At 58.4% G+C, this 24,107-nt stretch carries 14 protein-coding genes; 7 read left to right on the top strand and 7 right to left on the bottom strand.

Annotated features, from left to right (window positions below; genetic code table 11):
• Nucleotides 1-4: 4 nt before the first annotated feature.
• Genes I2E69_RS08265 through I2E69_RS08250 form a run of 4 tightly spaced genes read right to left on the bottom strand, consistent with a single transcriptional unit; the run spans nucleotide 5 to nucleotide 7,325 of the window.
• On the bottom strand, nucleotides 5-3,109 hold the full coding sequence (locus I2E69_RS08265; protein ID WP_195460675.1) for a SusC/RagA family TonB-linked outer membrane protein: 3,105 nt from the start codon (nucleotides 3,107-3,109) through the stop codon (nucleotides 5-7).
• A 32-nt stretch (nucleotides 3,110-3,141) separates the two neighbouring features.
• Complete coding sequence (locus I2E69_RS08260; RefSeq protein WP_229095427.1) at nucleotides 3,142-4,059, bottom strand: endonuclease/exonuclease/phosphatase family protein; 918 nt, start codon at nucleotides 4,057-4,059, stop codon at nucleotides 3,142-3,144.
• Between the two features lie 28 nt (nucleotides 4,060-4,087).
• Nucleotides 4,088-6,196 carry a DUF5689 domain-containing protein gene (locus I2E69_RS08255; RefSeq protein WP_195460671.1) on the bottom strand — a complete coding sequence of 703 codons (2,109 nt, stop codon included), beginning with the start codon at nucleotides 6,194-6,196 and terminating at the stop codon, nucleotides 4,088-4,090.
• A gap of 34 nt (nucleotides 6,197-6,230) precedes the next feature.
• Nucleotides 6,231-7,325 carry a hypothetical protein gene (locus tag I2E69_RS08250; RefSeq protein WP_195460669.1) on the bottom strand — a complete coding sequence of 365 codons (1,095 nt, stop codon included), beginning with the start codon at nucleotides 7,323-7,325 and terminating at the stop codon, nucleotides 6,231-6,233.
• Between the two features lie 310 nt (nucleotides 7,326-7,635).
• On the opposite strand from I2E69_RS08250, the gene I2E69_RS08245 reads away from it, so the two are divergent.
• The 3 genes from I2E69_RS08245 (at nucleotide 7,636) to I2E69_RS08235 (ending at nucleotide 12,599) form a co-directional block, all read left to right on the top strand.
• The gene (locus I2E69_RS08245) at nucleotides 7,636-9,330 is read left to right on the top strand and encodes a DUF6377 domain-containing protein (protein WP_195460667.1); all 1,695 of its coding nucleotides are present in this window, start codon (nucleotides 7,636-7,638) and stop codon (nucleotides 9,328-9,330) included.
• Nucleotides 9,327-10,241: an endonuclease/exonuclease/phosphatase family protein gene (locus I2E69_RS08240; protein WP_195460665.1), complete on the top strand. Its 915-nt coding sequence runs from the start codon at nucleotides 9,327-9,329 to the stop codon at nucleotides 10,239-10,241. The genes I2E69_RS08245 and I2E69_RS08240 overlap by 4 nt, the downstream gene beginning before the upstream one ends.
• Nucleotides 10,242-10,382: 141 nt before the next feature.
• Nucleotides 10,383-12,599 carry a sodium-translocating pyrophosphatase gene (locus tag I2E69_RS08235; protein WP_195460663.1) on the top strand — a complete coding sequence of 739 codons (2,217 nt, stop codon included), beginning with the start codon at nucleotides 10,383-10,385 and terminating at the stop codon, nucleotides 12,597-12,599.
• A gap of 156 nt (nucleotides 12,600-12,755) precedes the next feature.
• Here I2E69_RS08235 and I2E69_RS08230 read toward each other — a convergent pair whose 3' ends face one another.
• On the bottom strand, nucleotides 12,756-13,799 hold the full coding sequence (locus tag I2E69_RS08230; RefSeq protein WP_195460662.1) for a DUF2776 family protein: 1,044 nt from the start codon (nucleotides 13,797-13,799) through the stop codon (nucleotides 12,756-12,758).
• 186 nt (nucleotides 13,800-13,985) lie between these two features.
• On the opposite strand from I2E69_RS08230, the gene I2E69_RS08225 reads away from it, so the two are divergent.
• Nucleotides 13,986-14,573, top strand: a complete 588-nt coding sequence (locus I2E69_RS08225; protein ID WP_195460660.1) for an HAD family hydrolase — start codon at nucleotides 13,986-13,988, stop codon at nucleotides 14,571-14,573.
• 74 nt (nucleotides 14,574-14,647) lie between these two features.
• Here I2E69_RS08225 and I2E69_RS08220 read toward each other — a convergent pair whose 3' ends face one another.
• Nucleotides 14,648-17,824 (bottom strand): TonB-dependent receptor domain-containing protein, encoded by a 3,177-nt coding sequence (locus tag I2E69_RS08220; protein WP_195460658.1) that lies wholly within the window; start codon nucleotides 17,822-17,824, stop codon nucleotides 14,648-14,650.
• Nucleotides 17,825-18,194: 370 nt separating this feature from the next.
• Between I2E69_RS08220 and I2E69_RS08215 the strand changes: the two genes are divergently transcribed.
• From I2E69_RS08215 to I2E69_RS08205, 3 genes are all read left to right on the top strand, one after another.
• Nucleotides 18,195-19,247 carry an AI-2E family transporter gene (locus tag I2E69_RS08215; RefSeq protein ID WP_195460656.1) on the top strand — a complete coding sequence of 351 codons (1,053 nt, stop codon included), beginning with the start codon at nucleotides 18,195-18,197 and terminating at the stop codon, nucleotides 19,245-19,247.
• Between the two features lie 159 nt (nucleotides 19,248-19,406).
• Complete coding sequence (locus I2E69_RS08210; RefSeq protein WP_195460654.1) at nucleotides 19,407-21,263, top strand: biotin/lipoyl-containing protein; 1,857 nt, start codon at nucleotides 19,407-19,409, stop codon at nucleotides 21,261-21,263.
• Between the two features lie 138 nt (nucleotides 21,264-21,401).
• Nucleotides 21,402-23,138 (top strand): thiamine pyrophosphate-dependent enzyme, encoded by a 1,737-nt coding sequence (locus tag I2E69_RS08205; RefSeq protein ID WP_195460653.1) that lies wholly within the window; start codon nucleotides 21,402-21,404, stop codon nucleotides 23,136-23,138.
• 94 nt (nucleotides 23,139-23,232) lie between these two features.
• On the opposite strand, the gene def is transcribed toward I2E69_RS08205, so the two are convergent.
• Nucleotides 23,233-23,802, bottom strand: a complete 570-nt coding sequence (def, locus tag I2E69_RS08200) for a peptide deformylase (RefSeq protein ID WP_195460651.1) — start codon at nucleotides 23,800-23,802, stop codon at nucleotides 23,233-23,235.
• Nucleotides 23,803-24,107: the final 305 nt, after the last annotated feature.

Genomic DNA, 24,107 nt, shown 5'->3' with positions numbered 1-24,107 from the left:
AGTGTTAGTATCTTAACTGAAGGCTGAAAATGATGGTCCGGGGCTTGGGGTATGCACCGATGTCGACGCGCCTCAGGGCCGAATTGGAACTCGAAGTCGAAACGTCGGGATCGAATCCGTTGTATTTCTTCCACAGGTAGAGGTTCTCGCCGCTGACGCTTATCCGGATGTCCTTCAGGCGGTTCTTAGTCGCCTTGCGCAGGTCGAAGGTGTAGCTCGCCGAGATGTTCTTCAGTCGCAGGTACGAGGCGTCGTGCACCATGCGGTCGCTGGGCAGTGCGTCGTAGCTGCCGGCCATCGGCAGGTTCGAATCCGGATTGCGGACCGGATGCCAGGCGTTCTGCATGTAACGGTACTGGTTGGTGTAGGGCGAACCGTTACCCATCCAAAGTTCCGCGACATTGTAAATCTTGCCGCCGATCGAGTAGTTGAAGTAGATGCCCAGCGTAAAGTTGTGGATGTTGAACGTGTTCTGAATACCGCCGTAAACGTCCGGGTCGGCCGATCCGAGGTACACCAGGTCGTCGCTGTTCAGTGCCCCGTCGTGGTTGATGTCCTGGTAGCGGGCGTATCCGGGCTTGAAGGTGTTGCCGCTGGCCGAGGCGTAGGCCTTGGTTATTTTGTTGCGGTTGACCTCCTGCTCGTTGTGCCATACGCCGCCGTAGCGGAATCCCCAGAGTGCATTGAGCGTATAGCCTTTCTTGTAGCCGTACATCATGTAGGTGGTTCCCGACGACGAAGGCGACGAGTAGGCGGTCACGAAATCCTCCGAGGCGATATCGTCTACCATCTGTTTGTTGCGCGAAAGGGTGAGGCTCGTCGACCACTGGAACTTCGGACGGACGATGTTGCGGCTCTCGAACGTGAGCTCCCAGCCTTTGTTGGTCGTGCGTCCCGCATTGGCGAAGTAGTTGGTGTAACCCGTCTGCGAGGCGACCTGTACGGTCAGCAGCAGGTCGCGGGTCTTGATCAGGTAGGCGTCGGCCGTGACGTTGAACCGGCCGCCGAACAACGAGATGTCGGTTCCCACCGTATACTGGTCGGAGGTCTCCCACGTCAGGTCGGGCGATGCGAGGCGCGAGGGATAGACCGCCAACTGCTGCGTGCCGCCCAGCAGGTAGCCGCTCGTCGAGTTGCCGACGGCCGCCAGCGAACGGTAAGCCGAGATGGCGTCGTTTCCGGTGCGTCCGAGGCTGGCGCGCAGGGCCAGTTCGTCGATCCATTTGGCTTTTTGCAGGAACTTCTCGTTGGCGATATTCCACCGGATGGCCGCCGAGGGGAAGAAACCCCATTTCTTGTTGGCCGCGAAGTTCGAGGCGCCGTCGTAACGGGCCGTGAACGTGATGTAATAACGCTCCTTGTAGTTGTAGTTCAGTCGTCCCAGTACCGACATCTTGGTCCAATCGGTGTGGTTGGAGCTGATCGAGGTGTTCTGCTTGTCGGGAACCGCAGCCATGTTGTTCCAGGTGAGTTCGTCGAGGGTGTATCCGCGGCCCGTGACACTCAGGTTGTTGTCGTACTTGATCTGCGCGGTGTAGCCGGCCAGCACGTCGAAATTGTGGCCGCTCTGGGGCCGGAGTTCGTAGTAGACGGTGTTTTCGTTCAGGAAACTCGTTTCGTCGTACTCGTCACGCGAGGCGTAGCCGCCTTCGTTCTCCTTCTTGGCGGGCAGGTAACCGGGTTCGTAGTAACGTCCGTGGCGCTGGTAGGAGTAGTAGGTGAACTGACTCCGTACTTTCAGCCCCTTGACGGGCGTAACTTCGGCGTAGGCGCTGTTGTTGAGCGAAATGCGCCGTGCGTTTTTGAGACAGTGGTCGAGCATGATGCGCGGGTTGTTGAATTTCTGTCCCGAGTACCACAAGTCGTTCATGCTGGACGTGGGGGTGAGGAACGGGCTGAGGAAGACGGCGGCGTTCCACCAGTTGGTTCCGCCGATCGTAGCCAGATTCTCGTCCTGGTCGCGGTAGGAGTAGCTCAGATTCAAGCCTCCTTTGATCCATTTGGCGAACTCGTGGTCGACTTTGAGGCGTACCGAGTAGCGTTTCAGACCGCTGTTGTCGATGATGCCCTGTGTTTCGTTATATCCGGCCGAGGCGTAGTAGGAGCTTTTGGCGGTGGCTCCCGAAATCGACAGGTCGTAGTTCTGGTAGAGTGCCGTGCGTGTGATGGCGTCGACCCAGTTCGTGCCTTTGCCTTTGGCTTCGGGATTGGGGTAGGGGTATTTCGACATCGGCGAGTCGGGTTCGATTTTATCGTTGCCGTCGGCGCTTGCGAAGAAATAGGCGTAGTCGTTGCGGTAGCGGGCGAACTCCGTGGCGTTCATGATGTCGAGCTGGCGCGGAAGCTGCGAGAATCCCAGGTCGGTCTTGAAGGTGATGCTGGGCCGTCCGTCGACGCCGCGTCCCTTCTTGGTCGTGATCACGATGACGCCGTTCGAGCCGCGTGCACCGTAAATCGCCGTCGACGAGGCATCCTTCAGCACCGAGATCGACTCGATGTCCGCCGAGTTGATGTCGTTCAGGTCGTGGATGCCGTCGATAATGCCGTCGACGATGATCAGCGGTTCGTTCGAAGCCGAGATCGAGCGCGTGCCGCGGATACGGATCGAGGTCGTGGCGCCCGGCTCTCCGGTCGTGGCCATGATGTCGGCTCCGGCGATACGGCCTTGCAGGGCCTGGTCCACCGATACCACCGGAATGTCCTTGATGTCGCTCATCTTGACGTTGGCCACCGAACCCGTCAGGTCGGTTTTCTTTACCGCGCCGTAGCCGATCACGACGATTTCGTCGATGGTCTGCTTGCTCTGTTCGAGTTTCACGTCGATTTTCGTGCGTGTACCGACCTTTTCGGTCTTGGATTCATAGCCGATATACTGGAACGTCAGCGAAGCGCCTTCGGTAACCTGGATCGAATATTCACCCGTGGCGTTGGTGCTGGCGCCGGTCAGCGTGCCCGTCACCAGTACGGTCGCGCCGATCAGCGGTTCGCCGCTCTGGTCCGTAACCTTGCCCGTTACGGTGTGTTTGGTTCCGCTTTTCTGCGCGAAGGCAGGCGCTGCCGTCAGCGCTCCCGAAACCAGCAGAATCAGGATTATGATATATTGTTTCATGCGAATAATTTTTTAGGTGCGACTTCCTGTGCTTATTTCCCCGAAGGGTAGTGGCGGAATTCGATCATGACCGGGTAGTGGTCCGAATGCGTGGCGGTGAATTCGTCGTAGATGACGCCCGAATAGGTTATTTCGCGCATCACGGCCTGCGAAGCGTAGATGTAGTCGATGCGCCGCAGCGCACTGCCGTCCCCGCTGCTGTACGCCGTCGGAACGGTGTGGAAGAATTGGCTGTGGCGGTCGCGCAGCGCGTCGGAATAACCGCTTCGGAGCACTGTCGTGTGGGTCTGGTAGTAGGTGTTCGCGGGCATCACGTCGGCATCCTTGGGTGAGTAGGAGTTGAAGTCGCCCGACATCAGCCACAGCGGTTCCACCGGGTAGCGGCGGATGGTGCTGTCGAGGATGCAGTTGATCTCCGTATCGCGGTAGGCGTCGCCCGTGCCTGCCGCGCCCTGACCGTTGGGGTAGGTCCCGAACGGGTAGAGGTGCAGCACCACGACGTTGATATCCTTGATACGCAGGTGAAGCGCCCCGTGCCAGAGGGGCACGTCTTCGAGCAGACGGTTACGCAGTTCGATGGGGTACTTCGATGTCAGCCCCACCGGGTAGCCGGTCTCTTTGCACAGGATGGCGTAAGGGTGTCCGTAGCGGTTGGCGAGGGCCGTGAGCGACTCTTCGGTGAATTTGTTGCACTCGCAGAGCGCCATGAAATCGGGGTCCTTCTCCTTGACCCAGGCCACGAAATTGTCGAAGTTCTGGGCTTTGTCGAGCTTCATGCCCTCCAGGATGTTGTAGTTGATGAAACGCAGGGTTTCGGGCTGGACGCTCGTCCCGGGGTCGGTCTTGAGCTCCTCGTCCGGTGCGGCGGGGTCGTCGTCGCAGGCGGGCAGCAGGGCTGCTGCGGCCAGCAGCGTCGCTCCGAAGGCCAGCCGGCGCAGAATCTGTATCATATCGTATGTTTTCATGTCGTTAGCTGGTTTATTTGTTGTAACGCAGTGCTGCGTAGGAGACGGTGAACGCGTTGGCGACCTGTCCGTTGGCCGCGATCGTCGCCGTGTCGTAGGTCGTTGCCGTGCCGATCTTGTTGCTCACGGGGCGCAGGCGGATCCAGGCCACGCTCTGTCCCAGGATCTCCGTAGGAACCTGCATCCAGACGCTTTTGTCGCCCGAAAGCTGTTCGGGCTGCATGTTGTTCCAGTTGCCTGCATCGGGAACCGTGAAATCCGTGAGTTTCTTCCAGTTGTCGCCGTCGAGCGAATATTCCGCCGTCCAGTAGCGCAGTCCGCCCTGTGCCGAGTGGTAGCGGCAGGTGAAGACGAAGGAGCACTGCGTGGAGCTGACGCCCTGCGTCGAGAATTCGAATAGCAGGGAGTGTCCCGTATTGTTGGCCGTATCCCACAACTGTTTGTGGCCCCACGAGGCGTTGTTGATGGTCAGTCCGTCCTCCTTGGCGCGGTAGGCGCTGCCGACGGCCAGCCAGGCGTAGGTGCTCATGAACGAGAGACCCGAACCCGTCGTTGCGGCCACGCAGTGGGCTTGTCCCGACGATACGCCCGGATGCGGGTACTGCGGGAACGCATAGGCGCGGGGGTCCTTGCTGCCGTCGGGGCTCCACTCTACGGCCACGGCCGAGAAGACGTTGTCGGCCGATTCGTCGAGTGCGATGTCCTCGCGCGTTACGTTGCGGATCTGGTAACGGCCGATGTCGCCGCCCCGGTCGAAGAAGGTGTAGGGTTCGTGTACGATGACGCCCGTGATCGTGCCTTCGCCGTCGGGCATCTCCTTGAACCGCCAGTCGCAGCCGTGGTTGGTCATCAGGTAGATCATGTCGCCGTGGCGGTCGAGTACGGCCGCAGGGTAGTAGTTGTTGAAGCTGTTGGTGTAGTTGATATGCACGGGAATGAAACGTCCGGTGCGTACGGCCATCTGGCAGCGTTTGAGCGTCACCTGGGTGTAGAGGTCTGCGTCGGTCAGTTGGTCGATGAAGCGGCGCTTGGCGGGCAGTTCTTCGGCCGTGCCGGCCTCTTTGGTGACGATGTGGTCCTGTGTCACGCCGCTGAGCGTGTAGCGCTCGGGGTTGCTCTGCTTGGTCAGCGTGAGTCCCTTGCACCAGAGTTTGAGTTTGTCGTAACGTTGCAGGTTGTTCTGCTGCGCGTCGGTGGTTAGGAGTGCGAGCCCCAGCGAACCGTCGGCATTCTGCATGTAGGCCGTACGGTCGTTGATGCCCAGGTCGGGCCGCGTCGCGGCCTTGAGCATGGGACTGCCGGCCATGTTGGGCGAGTTCCGGTCGCTGACGACCACGCCGCTTACGGCGATGTCCTGCCCGATCTCGATCTCGCCTTCCGCATCGGCGATCAGCCCGCGCAGTTCCTCGAAGGTCACCTCGCGGGTTTCCGCCGTACCGCCCGGGATACCCTGGTAGGCTGTGAAATCGGTTGTGTGATCTTCGCCCCAGTCATCCCGGAACCGCAGACGAAACCGTACCGCGCGTGGCTCGAAGTTCTTGTTGTCGGCGATCCGGAACCGGAAATATTTGAAATCCTGTGCGTAGCTGACGCTGTCGGCCCACGGCTCGGCGGCGGAATTTTCGCTGTAAGCAACCGACCAGTAGATTTTCTTGGATAGCGGGATATTGGTGTCTATTGCGACAGAGTCGATTGTTTCTACGGATGAATATTGTTTTCCGATGTACTTGAACTCCAGGAGCGGCGTTGTGCCGTATTGCATCAGGTAAACCGTGTCGATGACCTGCTGGCGTCCCGAGGAGACGAGGATGGTTCCCTTGCGGGGAAGCGTGTTGTTGGTTCTGTAATTGACGGTGAACGATCCGCCCGTTTCGCCGCTGTCCGCGCCGTCGACCGAGGCCCAGAGTTTGGTGTCGGGGGTGAGCCGTACCTGCCACGGGCCGTTGGCCTCTACTTTGATGGTGCGGGAACCTGCGTCGCTGGCGACGTAGACCGCACTGCTGACGCCCTTTGAACCTATAACCGGCTCAGTATCATCGTCGCTGCACCCCCCCCCGAGCAGTAAGGCCGAGGCGGCGAAGGCGCAGATCAGACTGAAGCGCTTTGTACCGAAGTTTTTCATTGTATGTATTGCAGTTAGGATTTAATGGGTCACTTTATCTTTCCGCCCAGGGAAAAGCATCGAAAAAGTACTGGTAGTCGTACCACCGGAGCCGGAAAATGTAAAAATTGTCGATGAATATGCGTGTGTTGCCCGATTCCATGACGTAGTCGCCCGCCATGACCTCCACGCGCGTTTCGCTCGAAAACTTGTTTTTGGGGTGCGAGACGAGGATGAACTCCTGCTGGGAGTTCTCCCACATGGCCGTTTCAAGCTCTTCGGCCGCGGGGTCGATGTAGTTCAGCGTAATGTCTTTCGAGGTTGTACCGTCGAAAAATTCACCGCCTCCGACGACTTTGACCGTCAGTTTGTTGTTGTCCTTCGTGCCGTCGGCCGCGGCGTAGGCTACGGCGTTGAAGCGTACCAGGACCGCCGTGTCCACGCGGATGTCCGGCTTGTAGGGCGTCATCAGGCTGGCGCCGTGTCCGTCGCCGTCACCGAGTTTGACGTATCCGTTTTTGCCGTAGCAGTAGGCCGTGCCCTCCTCTTCGGCGGGATTCGATTCCCAGCCTTTGTCCTTTTGTTCTGCGGTCCAGTTGCTGATCAGCGCCTCTCCCTTGGTCTCCAGCGGGCTGGTTGAACCGTATTTCAGCCAGTCGAAATCCCCTTCGACGCGGGCCGGAAATCCCTGCACGATCGAGATGAAGTCGTTCAGGTATTCGGCTCCGGTGATCAGCGAAATGCAGCCTTTGCGCTCTTCGTACGCTCCCGGGTGGGCTTTGATTTCGAGTTTCAGTTCGTCGATTCCCGGGCGGACATTGCGGTTGATTCCGGCGATGCGGATCCAGTCGGGTTCGGTCTCTTCCTCGTCGGTCTCGAAAATCGCTTCGTATTCCACGTTGGCCTTGATGTAAATCTGTGTCACATATCCCGCCGTCGGGTCCGTCTCGGACGCTCGGACGGGCACATGGAGCGTCCCGGCCGGCAAGTCGAAGTCCGGCGTGGTCGACCATTCGATGTGTTCCCTGCGGGAGAAGTCCTTGTCGTCGTCACAGGCTGTGCCCAGCGATACCGTGCCTGCCAGCAGCAGTACCGCGATCAGCGAGGCGAGGCTCCTTTTCGGGATTTTCTGAGATAGAGTTGTTCTCATAGCATTTAGGTTAATTGGTCTGAAAAGATTTGAAGAATTTTTGTTAAATTTCGGACGGATATTGAAAATATTTTCATTACAAAGATAGTCCTTAATAAATTTCGAAAAAGGACGTTGTATGAAAATGTAAATACTTGTAAATCTTAGTTGCTTTATTATCAGTCTTTTGTATTTTTTTACCCCTATGCGTTATGTAAATGCCGATGTATTCGAATTTTGCTTTTTAATACATTTGTAATGTGCAGGCGGTTTCCGATAATTTGTTTTTGCGCTATTAAAGTGCTATGTTTGCATTAAACCGAAACCTGAAATGAAAATCCTTCCAACCTTCATCGTCTTGTTTTCCGCCTTGTGGACGGTCCCGGTTTCGGGCAATGAAAAGGCCGAATTGCAAGCCCTGTTCCGTCAGCTCGACCATGTGATCGCCCGCAGCGGCGAGTTCACGGCGCGGCGCGAAGCGCGCATCGACTCGCTCAAGCGCGCACTGGCCCGTGACGGGCTTTCGCTGCGCACGCGCTTCGACCTGACCGAGCAGCTCGCCGAAAATTACGGTTCTTACCAGAGCGATTTCGCGCTGCTCTACCTGCGGCGGAGCCTCGCGCTGGCCGAGCAGATCGGCGACAACGACCTGATCATGCGGACCCGCTCCGCGATTGCGCTGTGTTACAGCCTCAGCGGCCGTTTTTACGAGGCCGAGGAGATACTGGGCGGTATCCGCGATACGGTGCACGTCAGCCGCCGGACGTTGCTGGCTTACTACGTCGCCCAGCACCGCAAGAACCGCGAACTCTGCTACCTGACCGAACCGGGTGACCGCCGCGACGTTTTCCGCCGGCGCGAGCATTACTATGCGGTGAATGCGGCAAAAGTCAGCGACGATGTCTATACGGGCCTTTATTATGGGTATATGGATGCGATCCTCCGCGAGGACTGGACCGAAGCCTCGATCCTCTGCGACAGCCTGCTGGCCTCCGTCCCTTCCGATTCCCACGCCTACGCCAAAGCCGCCAACCACAAGGCCCTGCTCGAAGGAAAGGCGGGGCACGCCGACCGGGAACTCGCCTGGTTCGTGCGTTCGGCGCTGGCCGACATCCAGTCTGCCGTGCGTGACCACGGGTCGCTGTGCGCCGTCTCCGAGGAACTTTTCAACCGCGGCGATGTCGACCGGGCGATGAACTATATCCGCGTGGCGATCAGCGATACCCGTTTTTTCAACTCCCCGAGCCGTTCGTGGCGCGATATGGCCATCCTGCCGCAGATCGAAGCGGCTTACAGCGAGCGCAACGCCCGGCTGCACACGATGTACATCGTGCTGATTGTCGTCGTGCTGCTTTTCTTTATTTCCGCGGCCGCCGCGGTGTTTTACGTGTTGTCGCAGAACCGGCGGCTTTATGCCGTGCAGCAGACCCTCCGCATGTCGAACGACAAACTGAACGAGCTGGCCCGGAGCCTGCGCGAGACGAACGGCCGCCTGAGCAGCCAGAACATCCGTATCGCCGATGCCAACCGAATCAAGGAGGTTTATATCGGGGGCTTCCTGCAAACCATCTCGGAGTATATCAATAAACTGTCGGCCACCTATCAGTATGTCAACAAGATGCTGCGCGACGACCGGATCGCGGAACTCCGCCGCGAATATGCCCGCAGCAACGTCCGCAACGACGAACTGAAGGAGTTTTATACGCTTTTCGACGAAACCTTCCTGGGGCTTTTTCCTTCGTTTATCGACGAGATGAACGGCCTGCTGACCGAAGAGGCCCGCACCGAAGGGCGCCACGATGGCGAACTCACCACTGTGCTGCGCATCTATGCGCTGATCCGGCTGGGTATCACCGACACGGCCACTATCGCCGCATTGCTGCACTGTTCGATCCGCACCGTCTACAACTACCGCTCGGTCACCCAGCGCCATGCGCGTCCCGGCATCGGCGATTTCGAGCAGCGCGTGCAACTGATCGGCCTGAACGGAACGACGGACAATACGACTCAAAACCTTACGATATGATCAATCCCAAACTGAAAATCGCCGCGCTGCTGTTGCTGGCCGGCGTTTTTGCCGCGGCTCCTGCGGCTGAGGCCAAACGGCCTGCAAAGAAAAAGGCGCAGACGGTGCGCCTGATGGATTACAACATTGCCGACGGCATGTGGTACGACCAGTATAACAACTACGACCGCTTTGCCAAATGGGTCCGGACGCAGGACCCCGACGTTTTCGCCATCTGCGAGGGGGCTACCCACTGGAACGAGCAGAAGAAGACCGTCAGCAAGGAGCAGATGCCGCGTTACCTGCCCGACAGCCTGCACCTGCTGGCGCAGCGCTGGGGACATCCCTATACTGCAATCGGTCCTTACCAGGACAATTATCCGGTGGCCTTCACCTCGAAATATCCGATCGAAGTGGTGCAGCGCATCGGCGAAGGGCTTTCCCACGGCGCGCTGCATGTGAAGATCAACGGTATCAACTATGTGGTGCTGCATCTCTGGCCCCAGCGCTACTCGATGGGCGACAAAACCCGCAAGGACAACGGGGGTGAAGCGTTCCGCGTCGGGGAGATGCGGCGGATTCTCGAAGCCACGATCCTCAATCCCGAATTTGCCGGTGAGAAACACTGGATGATGATGGGCGATTTCAATTCCCATTCGCCCCTCGACAAACCCTTTCACGGAGTGCGCAACTACGACGTACATAACCTCGTGCGCCTTGCCTATCCCCACGATGTCGTGGGCGACTGGTTCTCCGGCGAATTCGTGCCTTCGACCACGGGCGGCAAAGCGCGCATCGACTTTATCTATTGTACGGATGAAATCTGGGAGGGCGTGAAACATGTCGTGACGGTCTGCGATCCCTTCACCGACAAGGCTTCGGACCACCGCCCGGTCGTCGTGGAGTTTCGTGTACCGAAAAGCGCAAAATAGCGTTGATCCCGACAATTTTAGCATCCCGGCCGTAACAACGACCGGGATATTTTTGTATATTTGTTCTTAGCCCGGGCGCTAAGGCCGGCCGGGAAGCCGTCGCTGGCAAAAAAAGACCAACCAACTAACTTTATTCATGATATGAACATTCCTTCGATTTTTTGGATCGTACCTGCCGCGTCCATCGTCGCCCTGGCTTTCGCCTGGGCGTTTTACCGCCTGATGAAGCGCGAGGACGAGGGTACGGAGCGCATGCGCGAAATTGCTGCGCACGTCCGTAAGGGCGCTATGGCCTACCTGCGGCAGCAGTACAAAGTCGTCGGTATCGTCTTCGTGGTGCTGGCGTTGTTTTTTGCCTACCTGGCCTATGGCGCCGGTGTGCAGAACGGCTGGGTTCCCTTCGCTTTCATCACGGGCGGTTTCTTTTCGGGTCTGGCGGGCTACTTCGGCATGAAGACCGCTACTTACGCTTCGGCCCGTACGGCCAACGCCGCACGGCAGTCGCTCGACCGCGGCCTGAAGGTCGCTTTTCGCAGCGGCGCGGTGATGGGACTGGTGGTCGTGGGCCTCGGCCTGCTCGACATTTCGTTCTGGTATCTTATCCTGAACCATTTCGTCGAAGTCGCCGGGCCGCAGAAACTCGTGGTCATCACGACGACGATGCTCACCTTCGGTATGGGAGCTTCGACGCAGGCGCTCTTCGCGCGTGTCGGCGGCGGCATCTACACCAAAGCCGCCGATGTCGGTGCGGACCTCGTCGGTAAGGTCGAGGCCGGTATTCCCGAGGACGACCCGCGCAACCCGGCGACCATCGCCGACAACGTGGGCGACAACGTGGGCGACGTGGCCGGCATGGGCGCCGACCTCTACGAGAGCTATTGCGGCTCGATTCTCGCTACTGCGGCGCTGGGCGCTGCGGCCTTTTCATCGACCGGTTCCGAGGCTTTGCAGATCAAGGCCGTGCTGGCCCCGATGCTGATCGCCGCCGTGGGCATCCTGCTCTCGATCATCGGCATTTTCCTCGTGCGCGCCAAGGAGGGAGCCACGATGCGCGAACTGCTTCGCTCGCTGGGTGTGGGCGTCAATTTCAGCTCGCTGCTGATTGCCGCCGCCACCTTCGGCATCCTCTACCTGCTGGGCGTCGAAAACTGGGTCGGGCTGTCGTGCTCGGTCATCACGGGCCTTGTGGCGGGTATCGTTATCGGCCAGGCCACGGAATACTTTACGTCGCACTCCTACAAACCGACGCAGAAGATCGCCGGAAGCGCCCAGACGGGCCCCGCTACGGTTATCATCGCGGGTATCGGTTCGGGTATGATCTCCACGGCCATTCCCGTCTTGACGATCGGCGTGGCGATCATCCTTGCCTACCTCTGCGCCATTGGTTTCGATGTGCAGAACATGATGGCTCCGCAAAATATGTCGATGGGTCTTTATGGCATCGGTATCGCCGCTGTCGGCATGCTCTCGACGCTGGGCATCACCCTCGCTACCGACGCCTACGGACCGATCGCCGACAATGCGGGCGGTAATGCCGAGATGAGCGGCCTGGGCAAGGAAGTACGCCAGCGCACCGACGCGCTCGACGCGCTGGGCAATACCACGGCCGCCACGGGCAAGGGCTTCGCCATCGGTTCCGCGGCGCTGACAGCCCTTGCACTGCTGGCTTCCTATATCGAAGAAATCCGCATCGGGCTGATCCACAACGGTACGACGATGCTCGAAATGTCCGACGGGTCCATGCGTTTCGTTCAGGATGCTTCGATCCTCGATTTCATGGAGTATTACCGGGTGTCGCTGATGAATCCCACGGTCCTGATCGGTGTTTTTATCGGCGCGATGATGTCGTTCCTCTTCTGCGGCCTCACGATGAACGCCGTAGGCCGCGCCGCCCAGAGTATGGTCGAGGAGGTACGCCGCCAGTTCCGCGAGATCAAAGGCATCCTCACGGGCGAAGGTACGCCCGACTATGCCCGCTGCGTCGAGATTTCGACCCGCGGCGCACAGCGTGAAATGCTGTTCCCGAGTCTGCTGGCCATTGCCGCCCCGATTGTCGTCGGACTGGTTTTCGGCGTGGCGGGCGTAATGGGTCTTCTGGTCGGCGGCCTCAGTTCGGGCTTCGTGCTGGCGGTCTTCATGGCCAATGCCGGAGGCGCCTGGGACAATGCCAAAAAGATGGTCGAAGAGGGCCATTTCGGCGGCAAGGGTTCCGATTGTCATCGGGCTACGGTCGTCGGCGACACCGTCGGCGATCCCTTCAAGGACACTTCGGGTCCGTCGCTCAACATCCTCATCAAGCTGATGTCGATGGTTGCGATCGTGATGGCGGGCCTGACCGTCGCCTTCCATTTATTCTGACGTTTCCGATTTTAAACGGCTATTTCCGCACATCCCTCGAACGGGGCGAATGGAATGTACCTCATGTACTATCCATCCGCCCCGTTCGAGGGATGCACGAAACTTGCTCGCTTAAAATCAAAAACAGATTGGCCCTGTGATAATTAAAGCCTGTAATTATTTCTTGCTGGCTCCGCTTTCGAGGATCGAGACGATGGAGTAGAGCGTGAAACAGATGGCTCCGAATCCCGACAATACGCGCGCCGGAACGAAATACTTGGCTTCGAACAGCGCCCCTTCGTAAAGGAATGCGGCGAGGAACAGGCAGGTGAGCGCCGTCAGCACGGGGATGATCGGAATGCGGTTGGCCAGCGGGAAATCGGCGTGCCAGATCTTCGCCAGCAGGATCACCTTGCTCGAAATACTCCAGCAGATCAGCGCCAGCCCGATCAGCACGAACCCCACGAAGTTGATCGTTTCGCCCCAGTACAGGAAGATCAGCAGCAGTCCGAGTACGAACGCCAGGCTACCCATCGTCAGCACGAGACCCATCCACTTGCGTTTCTCTTCCATCGAGTAACTCCCGCGGGCCTGCCGGGCAATGCTGGCGACGAGTGCTATGAGCGATGTGCAGACGCAGGCGATGCCGAACATCACGCTGCCCGCAACGATATGGGCCGGCAGCGTTCCCCGCACGTAGAGCAGGATACACCAGATCCAGGCTATGGCGGCTACCGCCGAAACAATGAAAATCAGCAGCGACGATTGCGCCCGCGTGAATCCTGCCGGGTTGACCGAGAAGGTATTGTCGGCGGAGTTTTTCGGAATCAGGCTGAAACGCGTCGACGAGGTTGCCGCCGTAGCCACGCAGGCCGTGATCAGTCCCAGTCCGCAGACGACGTGCCCGGTGACCAGCGCTCCGGACCACTGCGAGGAGATGATAAATGCCCCGCTGACGAGCGTCAGTACGGCGAAGGTGTAACCGATCGCCGGAAAGAGATACTTCGCCGCCGCCGAATACGTGCCGATGATCTGGCGGATGATCGTTGCGGCGGTGCAGTAGAGCGCGATGCAGATCGAACCGAGGTAGAAGACCACGGGACCTGCCGTCAGGCGTGCCGCATCGGTCCCGGCGGAGAAAATATAGGCTCCGTAAGCGAAGCAGAAAGCGGCCATTGCGAGGGGAATGGCGCGGAAGAGGATACTTATTCCGTGATTCATAGGTTTATGTTTATCCTGACTCCTGCAAATCCCGCACCAACCCGAAATTCCGGTTCGGGCGGAGCTTCCCGGCAGCCGGTATTATCCTCGTCGTGTGCTGTCTGCGGCATTGCCCCGGACCGGCTGTGGTTCGGGAAGGCTCAAATAAATTTGGCATTCCTCTCGTCTTACACTATCTTTGCAGCTATGAAAAATATCGTTTTTGACCTCGGCGGGGTTCTTTTTGCCCGCGATAAAAGCAAATGCACCCCTGAACTGCTCGAATTTTTTAGCTTCCTCCGCGCTCCGCGCATGCCTCTTTTCTGGGAGGAATACGACCGCGGCACGTCGACGCTCAGCGAGGTGACCCGGGCCATCAGCGGGATGACCGGCCGGTCCTATGAATCCTGCGCCGCCGTCCTGCAACTGGCCGTCGACCTGCAGGAACCCGTGAAGCCGACCGAGAGCCTGGTTCGTGACCTGAAAGCAGCGGGGTATAAGCTCTATGTGCTTTCGAACATGTCGCGCGAATTTATTGATTTCCTGCGCCGCTTTCCGGTCTACGGACTTTTCGATGGCGAAGTGGTCTCCTGCGAGGAGCACACCGTAAAACCCGAGCCGCGCATTTACGAGATTCTGCTCGAACGTTACGGCCTCACGCCTTCCGAGACGCTTTTCATCGACGACCGGGAGATGAACATCGAAGCCGCCGCCGCCCAGGGCATCCGCGGTTTCGTCTTCGACCACCACGATCCTGCCGCAGCGTGCGACGAACTTCGCCGCCGCCTGCTCTAACTGCGACGACTCTGTAAATAAAAAAGAGACCGATGTAAATCGGTCTCTTTTTTATTTGGTCTGCGTGTTGCCGGTTAGAACACCACGCGTACGCCCAGCTGCATGTGCCAGCGCGAGAAGATGTCGCTCGGAATGTTCTCCTGACCCTTGTACTGATAGGTCGGGGTAGCGTTGCCGTTGGCGTCCTTGTCGATCTTGGCGACGGTAACCGGGGAGAGGTTCCACGCGTCGGTGTAGGAAGCACCCCACGAGCGGCAGAGCATGTTGCCGAAGTTGATGATGTCGAGCGTAACCTGGAGTTTGCGGCCGCTCATGGCTCCGAAGTAGAAGTCCTGAGCGAAGTGCAGGTCGAGGTGGTGCTCGAACGGCGACTGGAACTGGTTGCGCTTGGTGAACTTGCCGCGGGTGTCGCGCAGGTCCTTGTCGCCCTCGATCCATGCTTCCATATTCTTCTTCTGGGTAGCTACGTCGACTTTGACCTTCGTTTTGTCCTTTTCGTCCATGATGTCCGTGAACTTCATGGCCTCCAGTTCGGCCGTTGTCGGGATATACATCAGCGAGTTGCCGCGGTAGGTGTCGCCGTTGAAGTCCGTATTGTCGTTGTAGGCGAGCGAGTAACGCTGTCCCGAGTAGCCCTGGTAGATCAGCGAGATCGTCGAGCCGAAGAACCGTGCGTAACGCTTCGTGTAGCTTACCTGTGCCGTCACGCGGTGGGGAATGTCGAAGAACGACCAGGCCAGTTCGGGCGAGTTGGTGCGCAGTGCGAAGTTCTTGCCCCAGTTGCTGGCGGCCTGCGACGACATACCGTCGTTGATAGCCTTCGTGCGGCCGTAGGTGTAAAACGCCATCAGGTCCAAACCGAAGTCGAAATGCTTCTGCATGCTTACGCTCAGCGAGTAGGAGTAGCCCTTGTTGCTGTTGGTCAGCGAATAGATGCCGTAGTAGTCCGTGTATCCCGGCGAGTCGTAGTAGGTCGTCGTGTTGGCTGCGTTGGAATTGGCCTCGTTGACCGCGTAAACCTTCTTGCCGTTGTCCTCGGCTACGAGGTTCTGGTAGTAGATGTTGTTGAACGTTTTGGAGATGAGGGCCTCGAAACTTCCCCTCCAGCCAGCGCCGAAGTTGTGCTCCAGGGCGAGGTTGGCGCGGAATACCTGCGGGTATTTGAAATCCTTCGAGGTCACGTTCACCTCGGGGTTCGATTTTTTACCCTCGATATTGGGAGCCTTGCCGAATCCGTATGCCGTTGCGGTGGACGAGCCGTAGATGGTCGAACTAAGCATCTCGACACCCGTGTTGGTGAAGCTGTTCGAAATCCAGACGAACGGCACGCGGCCCGTGAAGATGCCGACGCCACCGCGCAGAAGCGTGTTGTGGCTCTCGTCGAGATACCAGCGGAAGCCCAGACGGGGCGACCAGAGCACCTTGGTGTTCGGGGTTTCGCCCGTGCGTACGTCGTTCTTCTGCGCGAACTCGCTGCGGTTGAATTCCACGTTGGTAGTGGGCTGGGTGAAGAACACCGGCAGGTCGATACGCAGGCCGTAGGTCAGCGTGAAGTTCTTCGATGCGCGCCACTCGTCCTGGGCGTAGAGGCCGAACTGTCCGGCCTTGAAGCTCGGGCCCCATACCGGGGTTCCGGTCAGCTTCTCGTCGGAGTAGTTATAGGTGTACTGCGAAGCCTTGTCGTTCATGAAATCGTCCACCGAGTTGAAGGTCCACGTACCCGTCGAGTTACGCATGAAGAGATTATACATGTTGTAAATCTCGTTGTGCGTACCTACCGTGATGGCGTGCTTGCCGCTGTAGAAGGTCAGGTTGTCGGTGAAGGTGTAGATATCCTGGTTCAGGCGGTTGGCGCCCGAGAACGCCTCGGTTCCGATGTTGATCGTCGTGTTGTTGTCGTCGCCGGCGTTCTTGATGATGGCCAGCGGAGCGCCGACGGCCGACGGGTCACGGTAGTCGCGAACCATCGTCCAGCCGAAACGCAGCTCGTTGGAGATGTTCTCCGACAGGCGCGAGTTCAACTCGGCGACCAGCGAGTGGGTGCGGTTGACCTGCTTGTAACCTGCGCTTCCGAAGTTGAAGGTGTTCGAGTAGTTGGCGAACTTGTCCTTGCTGGCGTCGAGGAAGTTGTAACGCACCGAGAGGTTGTTGTTGGCGTTGATGTTCCAGTCCACGCGGGCCAGCACCGAACCCGACTTGGTGTCGATGTCGCGCTGTCCGTAACCTCCGGCGTCCATGCCGGTGTACTCCTTGTACTTGTTTGCCAGTTGTTCGGCGAGGTCTTTGCTGACGTGGGCGCCCGAATAACCGACGTAATAGGACGAAGGGTAGGTCTCTTTCGAGTATTCGCCGCTGACGAAGAAGAAGAGCTTGTCCTTGATGATCGGACCGCCGATCGTGGCGCCGTAAATCTGGGTCGACTGCTCCGAGAGGCTCTCGCGTTTCTTAACGTCCTTGCCCGGGGTCGTGCCGTAGAACCCTTCGTTGTTATAATAGGTGTAGGCCGATCCTTTGAACTGGTTGGTTCCCGACTTGGTCACGGCGTTGATACCGCCGCCCGTGAAACCGCTCTGGCGTACGTCGAACGGAGCCACTACGACCTGAATCTCCTCGATGGCGTCGAGCGAAATGGGGTTTGCGCCGGTCTGTCCGCCGTTGGTTCCCGTCGAGGTCAGGCCGAATACGTCGTTGCTGACGATACCGTCGATCTGGAACGAGTTGTAACGGTTGCTGCCTCCTCCGAGCGAAACGCCGCCGCCTTTGGGCGACGAAGCCTGCGGGGTGAGTTTGGCTACGTCGTAAATGCTGCGGCTGATGGTCGGCACGGTAGCGATCACGGCGCTGTTGAAGTTCTGCGCTGCGCCCGTCTTGTTCGAGTTGAACTGGTTGGCTACGCCGCTTACAACGACTGCTTCGAGTTCCTGGCTGTCCTTCAGTTTGGCATCGCGCGTCAGATACTCACCGAGCTGGAGGCTGATGCCCGTAAACTCGACGGTCTGGTAGCCGACGAACGAAAAAGTCACGGTGTACGGGCCTCCGGTACGCATACCCTGGAGGTTGTAGCGTCCGTCTTTATTCGTTACGGCGCCGTACTGCGTTCCCGAAGGGGTATGTACGGCAATGACCGTGGCGCCGGCGAGCGGTGCTCCGTTCTGGTCGGTTACCGTACCGTTCATTCCCGAAGTCGTCACCTGGGCGTTGGCTGCGCAGAAGGCGAAGACCGTGAGCATGAGAAGGAAAAGTTTCTTCATAGACTTTGAATTTGGTTAATAAAAGAAAATTTTTGAGTTTTTTCGGTGTAAATATATTGTCAATCTTTGTATTTAGGAGTGCCGGACCTCGAATTTAACCGTATTGTCAAAAACCGCGAGGGACGCTCCTTCGGCAGGAACATCCCTCGTTATTCATGATATATGCCCTATGTGCGGCTTTCGCCAATGGAAGGTATTCATTTTTGTAGTTTTCGTATAAACGATTTCGACCATAATTTCCATGGGGCAAATATATATCAAATATTTGTGCGCCGCAATAGAACACTGAAATTTTTTAGTTGACAATGTTTCAACATTTTGGAGAATCTGTTCCGGGGCTTGCGGCACGTTCCTTGCGCGGGGCTGCGGTATGCTTTCTGTACGGGAAAAATATTGGCGATATTCGCTTTTCATACTCATTGCAGGGTTGGGCGTCACGATTTTCATCGAGATGACCCCATTCCTGGGCGGCCTGCTCGGGGCTGTTACGATCTACGTGTTGCTGCGGCGCCAGATGTGGTTCCTGTGCGAGCGGCGGCGGTGGCGGCGGAGCCTTGCAGCCTCGATGCTGCTCGGCGAAGCGATTTTCTTTTTTCTCATTCCGATCAGTTTGATCGCCTGGATGATCGTCGACAAAATCCAGGGCGCAGCGCTCGAGCCCCAGTCGATTCTTACGCCCGTCAGGCATGTTGCCGACCTTATCCAGCATAAAATCGGTTACGACCTCTGGTCCGAGAGCAACCAGCGTGCGCTGCTGAGCTATATCCCCCAGGCCGGGCAGTGGCTCGTAGGCGGCATTATGGATTTCGCCGTCAACCTCGTCGTGCTGTTGTTCGTGCTCTATTTCATGCTTATCGGGGGGCTGCGCATGGAGGCCTATTGCCGCGAAATCCTGCCGTTCGACCGCCGCGTAGCACGCAGTGTGATGCGTGAAATCCACATGATCGTCCGTTCGAACGCTATCGTCATTCCGCTGCTGGCCGTGTCGCAGGGTGTCGTGGCCTATATCGGTTACCTGGCTTTCGGGGTTCCCGCGCCGTTGTTTTGGGGCGTGCTGACCTGCTTCGCGACGATCCTGCCCATCATCGGCACAGCCCTCGTGTGGCTGCCGCTCGCAGCCTATATGGCCCTCGACGGCAACTGGGGGCAGGCCGTGGGGCTGGTGATGTACGGCACGCTGGTGATCACGCAGGTCGATAACCTCGTGCGCATGGTCATGCAGAAGAAGATGGCCGACACGCATCCGCTCATCACGATCTTCGGGGTATTCATCGGCCTTTCGCTGTTCGGATTCATGGGTGTAATCTTCGGTCCGCTGATGCTGGCGATGTTCGTTTTCTGCGTCAATGTCTTTAAACGCAAGTACCTCGACGGGCTTCCCGACCAGGAGTTGTTCGTGCCCGGCCGTAAATCCGGCGGTTGATTGTTCGATATTTCGACTCTTTTTACAGAAAGTAACCGGATGCGGTGCTTTTCCTGAAAATTCCCTGCAAAATAGTTGTATATTTGTGAGGGTTTATTACCTTTGTTATTGGAATAACAATAGATTCATGCCAAAGAACCCTTAAATTGATATTACAAAATGGCGAGAAATCTCAAAATCAGAGACCTTACGTTGCGCGACGGCCAGCAGTCGTCCTTTGCAACGCGTATGAACCAGGAGCAGATCAACCGCTGCCTGCCGTTCTACAAAGATGCCAATTTCTATGCGATGGAGGTGTGGGGCGGCGCAGTGCCCGACTCGGTGATGCGTTACCTGAACGAGAATCCGTGGACGCGCCTCGAAACGATCTACAAAGCAGTCGGCAATGTCTCGAAACTGACGGCCCTTTCACGCGGCCGCAACCTGTTCGGCTATGCGCCTTACACGGATGAAATCATCGACGGCTTCTGCCGTAACTCAATCCAGAGCGGTCTGGGCATCATGCGTATCTTCGACGCCCTGAACGACGTGAACAACGTGAAGTCGACCATCAAATACGTCAAGCAGTACGGCGGCATCGCCGATTGTGCGGTCTGCTATACCGTGGACCCGAAATATCCCGAACTGGGCTTCTGGGCCCGCCTGACGGGCAAGTCGAATCCCAAGCCGGTCTTCACCGACGCTTATTTCCTCGACAAGGCCAAGCAGATGGCTGCACTGGGCGCCGATATGATCACCATCAAGGACATGTCGGGCCTCATCCCGCCGCGCCGCGTGGCTACGCTCGTGCGCCTGCTGAAAAAGAACATTTCGATTCCCGTCGATTTCCACACCCATTGCACCCCGGGCTACGGACTGGCGTCGGTGCTTTCGGCCATTATCGCCGGCGCCGACATCGTGGACACCAACTGCTGGTACTTCGCCGAGGGCACGGGAGCCCCAGCCATCGAGCTGATCCATGTTTTCTGCAAGAAACTGGGTATCGATACGGGCGTGAACATGGAGGCTGTCGCCAAGATCAATACCCAGTTGCGCGACATCCGCAGGGAACTGAACCTGTCGGTCTTCGGCGCCGACAAACCCGAACCGAAGGCGTTCAACCCGTTGACCGATACGCTGCCCGCCGAGATCGACGCCTTGTTCGACAAGGCGATCGCCTCCGCACAGCGCGACGACGAGGCCGCTACGATCGACGCCTGCCGCAGGATCGAGGCCTACTTCGGCTTCCCGGCCCCGAACGAACTGGTCCAGAAGGCTGAAATCCCGGGCGGTATGTATTCGAACATGGTCGCCCAGCTCAAGCAGCTCAAGGCCGAGGAAATCCTGCCCCGCGCCATGGAGCTGATTCCTTCGGTGCGCCTGGCCGCAGGCCTGCCGCCGCTGGTGACGCCCACCTCGCAGATCGTGGGAGCCCAGGCCGTCAACTGCGCCCTCGACGAGAAGGCCGGACGCCCGATGTACACCAACAAGTCGTCGCAGTTCGTCGGCCTGGTGAAGGGCGAATACGGCAAGACCCCGGTGCAGATCGATCCCGAATTCCGTTTCAAGATTTGCGGCGTGCGCGAGGAGACTCCCTACGACACTTCGAAATACCAGATGCAGCCCAATCCCGAACTGCCCGAGGCCGGAGGCGTGAAGCTTGCCGCCAACGAAAAGGAGGTGCTGCTGCTGGAACTCTTCCCGGCGGTTGCCAAAACGTTCCTCACCGATATGAAGGTGAAGGCATACGAGGCTTCGAAACCTGCCGAACCCGCGGTCAAAACCGAGGAGAAGCCGGTCGAAGAGGCGAAGGCCGTGATTACGGGCAATACCGTGACGGCTCCGCTGCCGGGCCGTGTCATCGAGCTCAAGGTGAACGTCGGCGATCCGGTCAAGGCCGGCGATGAAGTTGCCATCCTCGAAGCGATGAAGATGGAGAATGCCATTACGACCGATTTTGCCGGTACGGTAAAACAGATACTGGTTCGTCCGGGACAGACCGTCGCTACCGACGCTGTCCTGATGGAGATCGAATAGCACGATACATCGCTTCCGAATCCGATTCCGTCCGCAGCGCCTGAATGTGTTGCGGACGGAACTTTTTATTCGGAGGTGTGGCATCGATCTTGAACCTCCCCGTCCGAAAAATCCAAACCTTCGAAAAATCCAAACACTATGGGAAAGAAAGTAGCTGATCAACTGGTCGAAACGATTTACCGGGCAGGCATTCGCCATATCTATGCCGTTACGGGCGACAGCCTGAACGAGGTCAACGACGCCGTGCGGCGTGCCGGAACCGTCCGGTGGATTCATATGCGCCACGAGGAGAGCGGAGCCTTCGCCGCCGCCGCCGAAGCCGAACTCAACGGAATCGCCTGCTGTGCGGGCAGCAGCGGCCCGGGGCACGTCCACCTGATCAACGGACTCTACGACGCCCACCGGAGCAACTGCTCCGTGCTGGCCATCGCCTCGACCTGTCCCTCCGACCAGTTCGGCACGGGCTATTTTCAGGAGACCAATCCGATCCGCCTCTTCGACGATTGCAGCGGCTACAACCAGATGGCCGTCACCTCCGCGCAGTTTGCGCGGATGCTGCCCGCAGCGTTGCAGCATGCCGTCCACAAACGCGAAGTGGCCGTGATCGGACTGCCGGGCGACGTGGCCGCCGGCCCTTGTGCCGAAAGTCCCGGGGCATCCGGACCACTGCCGTCGCACAGCCTCTACCGCCCGCTGGACGGTGAATTGCGGCAACTGGCCGCGATGATCGGCTCGGCCGAACGCATCACGATCTTCTGCGGCATCGGAGCCCGCGAGGCCCACGACGAGGTCGTGCGGCTCGCCGCACTGCTCAAAGCTCCCGTGGCATATACTTTCAAGGCGAAAATGGAGGTGCAGTACGACAATCCCTACGAAGTCGGCATGACGGGCCTGCTGGGCCTTCCTTCGGCCTATACCGCCATGCACGAGTCGGATTTACTGCTGTTGCTGGGCACGGATTTTCCCTACGACTGTTTTCTGCCGCAGGAGTGCCGCATCGCGCAGGTGGACCTCCGCCCCGAGCGCATCGGCCGCCGCGCCCGCGTTGAGCTGGGGTTGGCCGGCGACGTGAAAGATACCCTGCAAGCCCTGATTCCCATGTTGCAGGAGCGTTCCGGGAGTTCGTTCCTCGACCGTCAACTGAAAATCTACCGTGAATTGTGCGACACGATGGCCGTCGTGGCTTCGAAGCGGGGTAGTGCAGGCAATATCGCCCCCGAATACGTGGCGACGCTGATCGACTCGCTGGCCTCCGACAGCGCGATTTTCACGGTCGATACCGGCATGTGCTGTGTCTGGGGAGCGCGCTACCTGCGTGCCACGGGCCGCCGCCGGATGCTCGGTTCGTTCAACCACGGTTCGATGGCCAACGCCCTCCCGATGGCCATCGGCGCAGCCCTCGCGCGTCCCGGCCAGGAGGTCGTGGCGTTGTGCGGCGACGGAGGATTCACGATGCTGCTGGGCGACCTGGCGACGATCGTCGAACAGAAACTCCCGGTGAAGATCGTCGTCTTCAACAATCGTTCGCTGGGTATGGTGAAACTGGAAATGGAGGTTGCGGGGCTTCCCGACTGGCAGACCGATATGTGCAATCCCGATTTCGAGATGATCGCCCGGGCGATGGGCATCAAGGGATTTACGGTCGACGATCCCGATCGTGCGGAGGAGGTGCTGACCGAGGCCTTCGACACGCCGGGACCTGTCCTGGTAAGTGTCCAGACCGATCCCAATGCGCTGGCCATGCCCCCGAAGGTGGAGTTTGCGCAGATGAAAGGCTTTGCGCTGGCGATGACCAAACTGATTCTCTCCGGCCGCACCGACGAGGTTATTGCTACGGCAAAAAGCAACCTGAAGCACCTTCGCGAACTGGTCTGACTGCCGGACCGGGCGGCGGAACGGCTTTCGGCGCTTTCCCTGTGTGGCCTTGCTTTTCTGGGGGAGGCTGCCGTCCGGGCTTACTCCGGGTGCGCTATACGTCCCGCATAGGCTCTTCTTCCGTCCGGTCGGTGTAGAGAATCCCGTCCAGGTGGTCCGCCTCGTGCTGGAAGATAACAGCGGTGAATCCGCTGATCGTCTCCGTCTTTTCGGCAAACTGCTCGTCGCGGTAACGCAGGCCGATCTGCCGTGCCCGGATTACTGTGCCGGACAGTCCCGGAATGGAGAGGCATCCCTCCCGTCCCGGGGCGGTCTCGGACGAGTATTCGACAATCTCCGGGTTGATGTAGAACTCGAACGGCTCGCCGGGCTTATCAAACCGCTGTACGGCGATTATCCGTCGGAGAATCCCCACCTGCGGCGCGGCAATCCCCACACCTGTATTCTGCGGGTCCTGTACCGTCGCGAGCATCCTGCGCCGCAGGGTTGCATAGTCGTCCGTCCGGAGCATCTTCGCCGTCATCGCGACGGCTTTGCCGCGCAGTACCAGCGAATCGGCTCGGTCGCCGATGGTCAGCACGCGCATGATTTCCCCGTCGCCGGCATTTATTATGGTTTTTTCATCCGTCTTGAATCCCCGTGAGCAGCCGCTGAGTGTTACCATTGCGGCCACTCCGGCGCACAATGCCGACGAAAACACTATCGGGCGTCGTCCCTTTTTTTCTTTCGCAGCAGTTTTCAAAATCTGATTGCTTTTATCGAATCAATAAATCGTCTTCGAGTGTCAAAGATACTTCTTTTAGTCCAATATTTGCCGGCTTCCTGCTTTGATCACAGCCTCGTAACGGCAAACAGGAAAATAAAAATCACCGGCAAAAAAAGTACTGGTGATTTCTAACAAGGGGGCATGTTTTCCGTGTCGCTGATTTTGAACTACATAAAATGGAACGGCATGAAACCTGTCATAAC

The organism is Alistipes sp. D31t1_170403_E11 (genome assembly GCF_015553985.1).
Lineage (GTDB): Bacteria > Bacteroidota > Bacteroidia > Bacteroidales > Rikenellaceae > Alistipes > Alistipes montrealensis.
The sequence above is the reverse complement of the archived record's forward strand: the minus strand, read 5'-3'. Positions and strand labels throughout refer to the sequence as shown.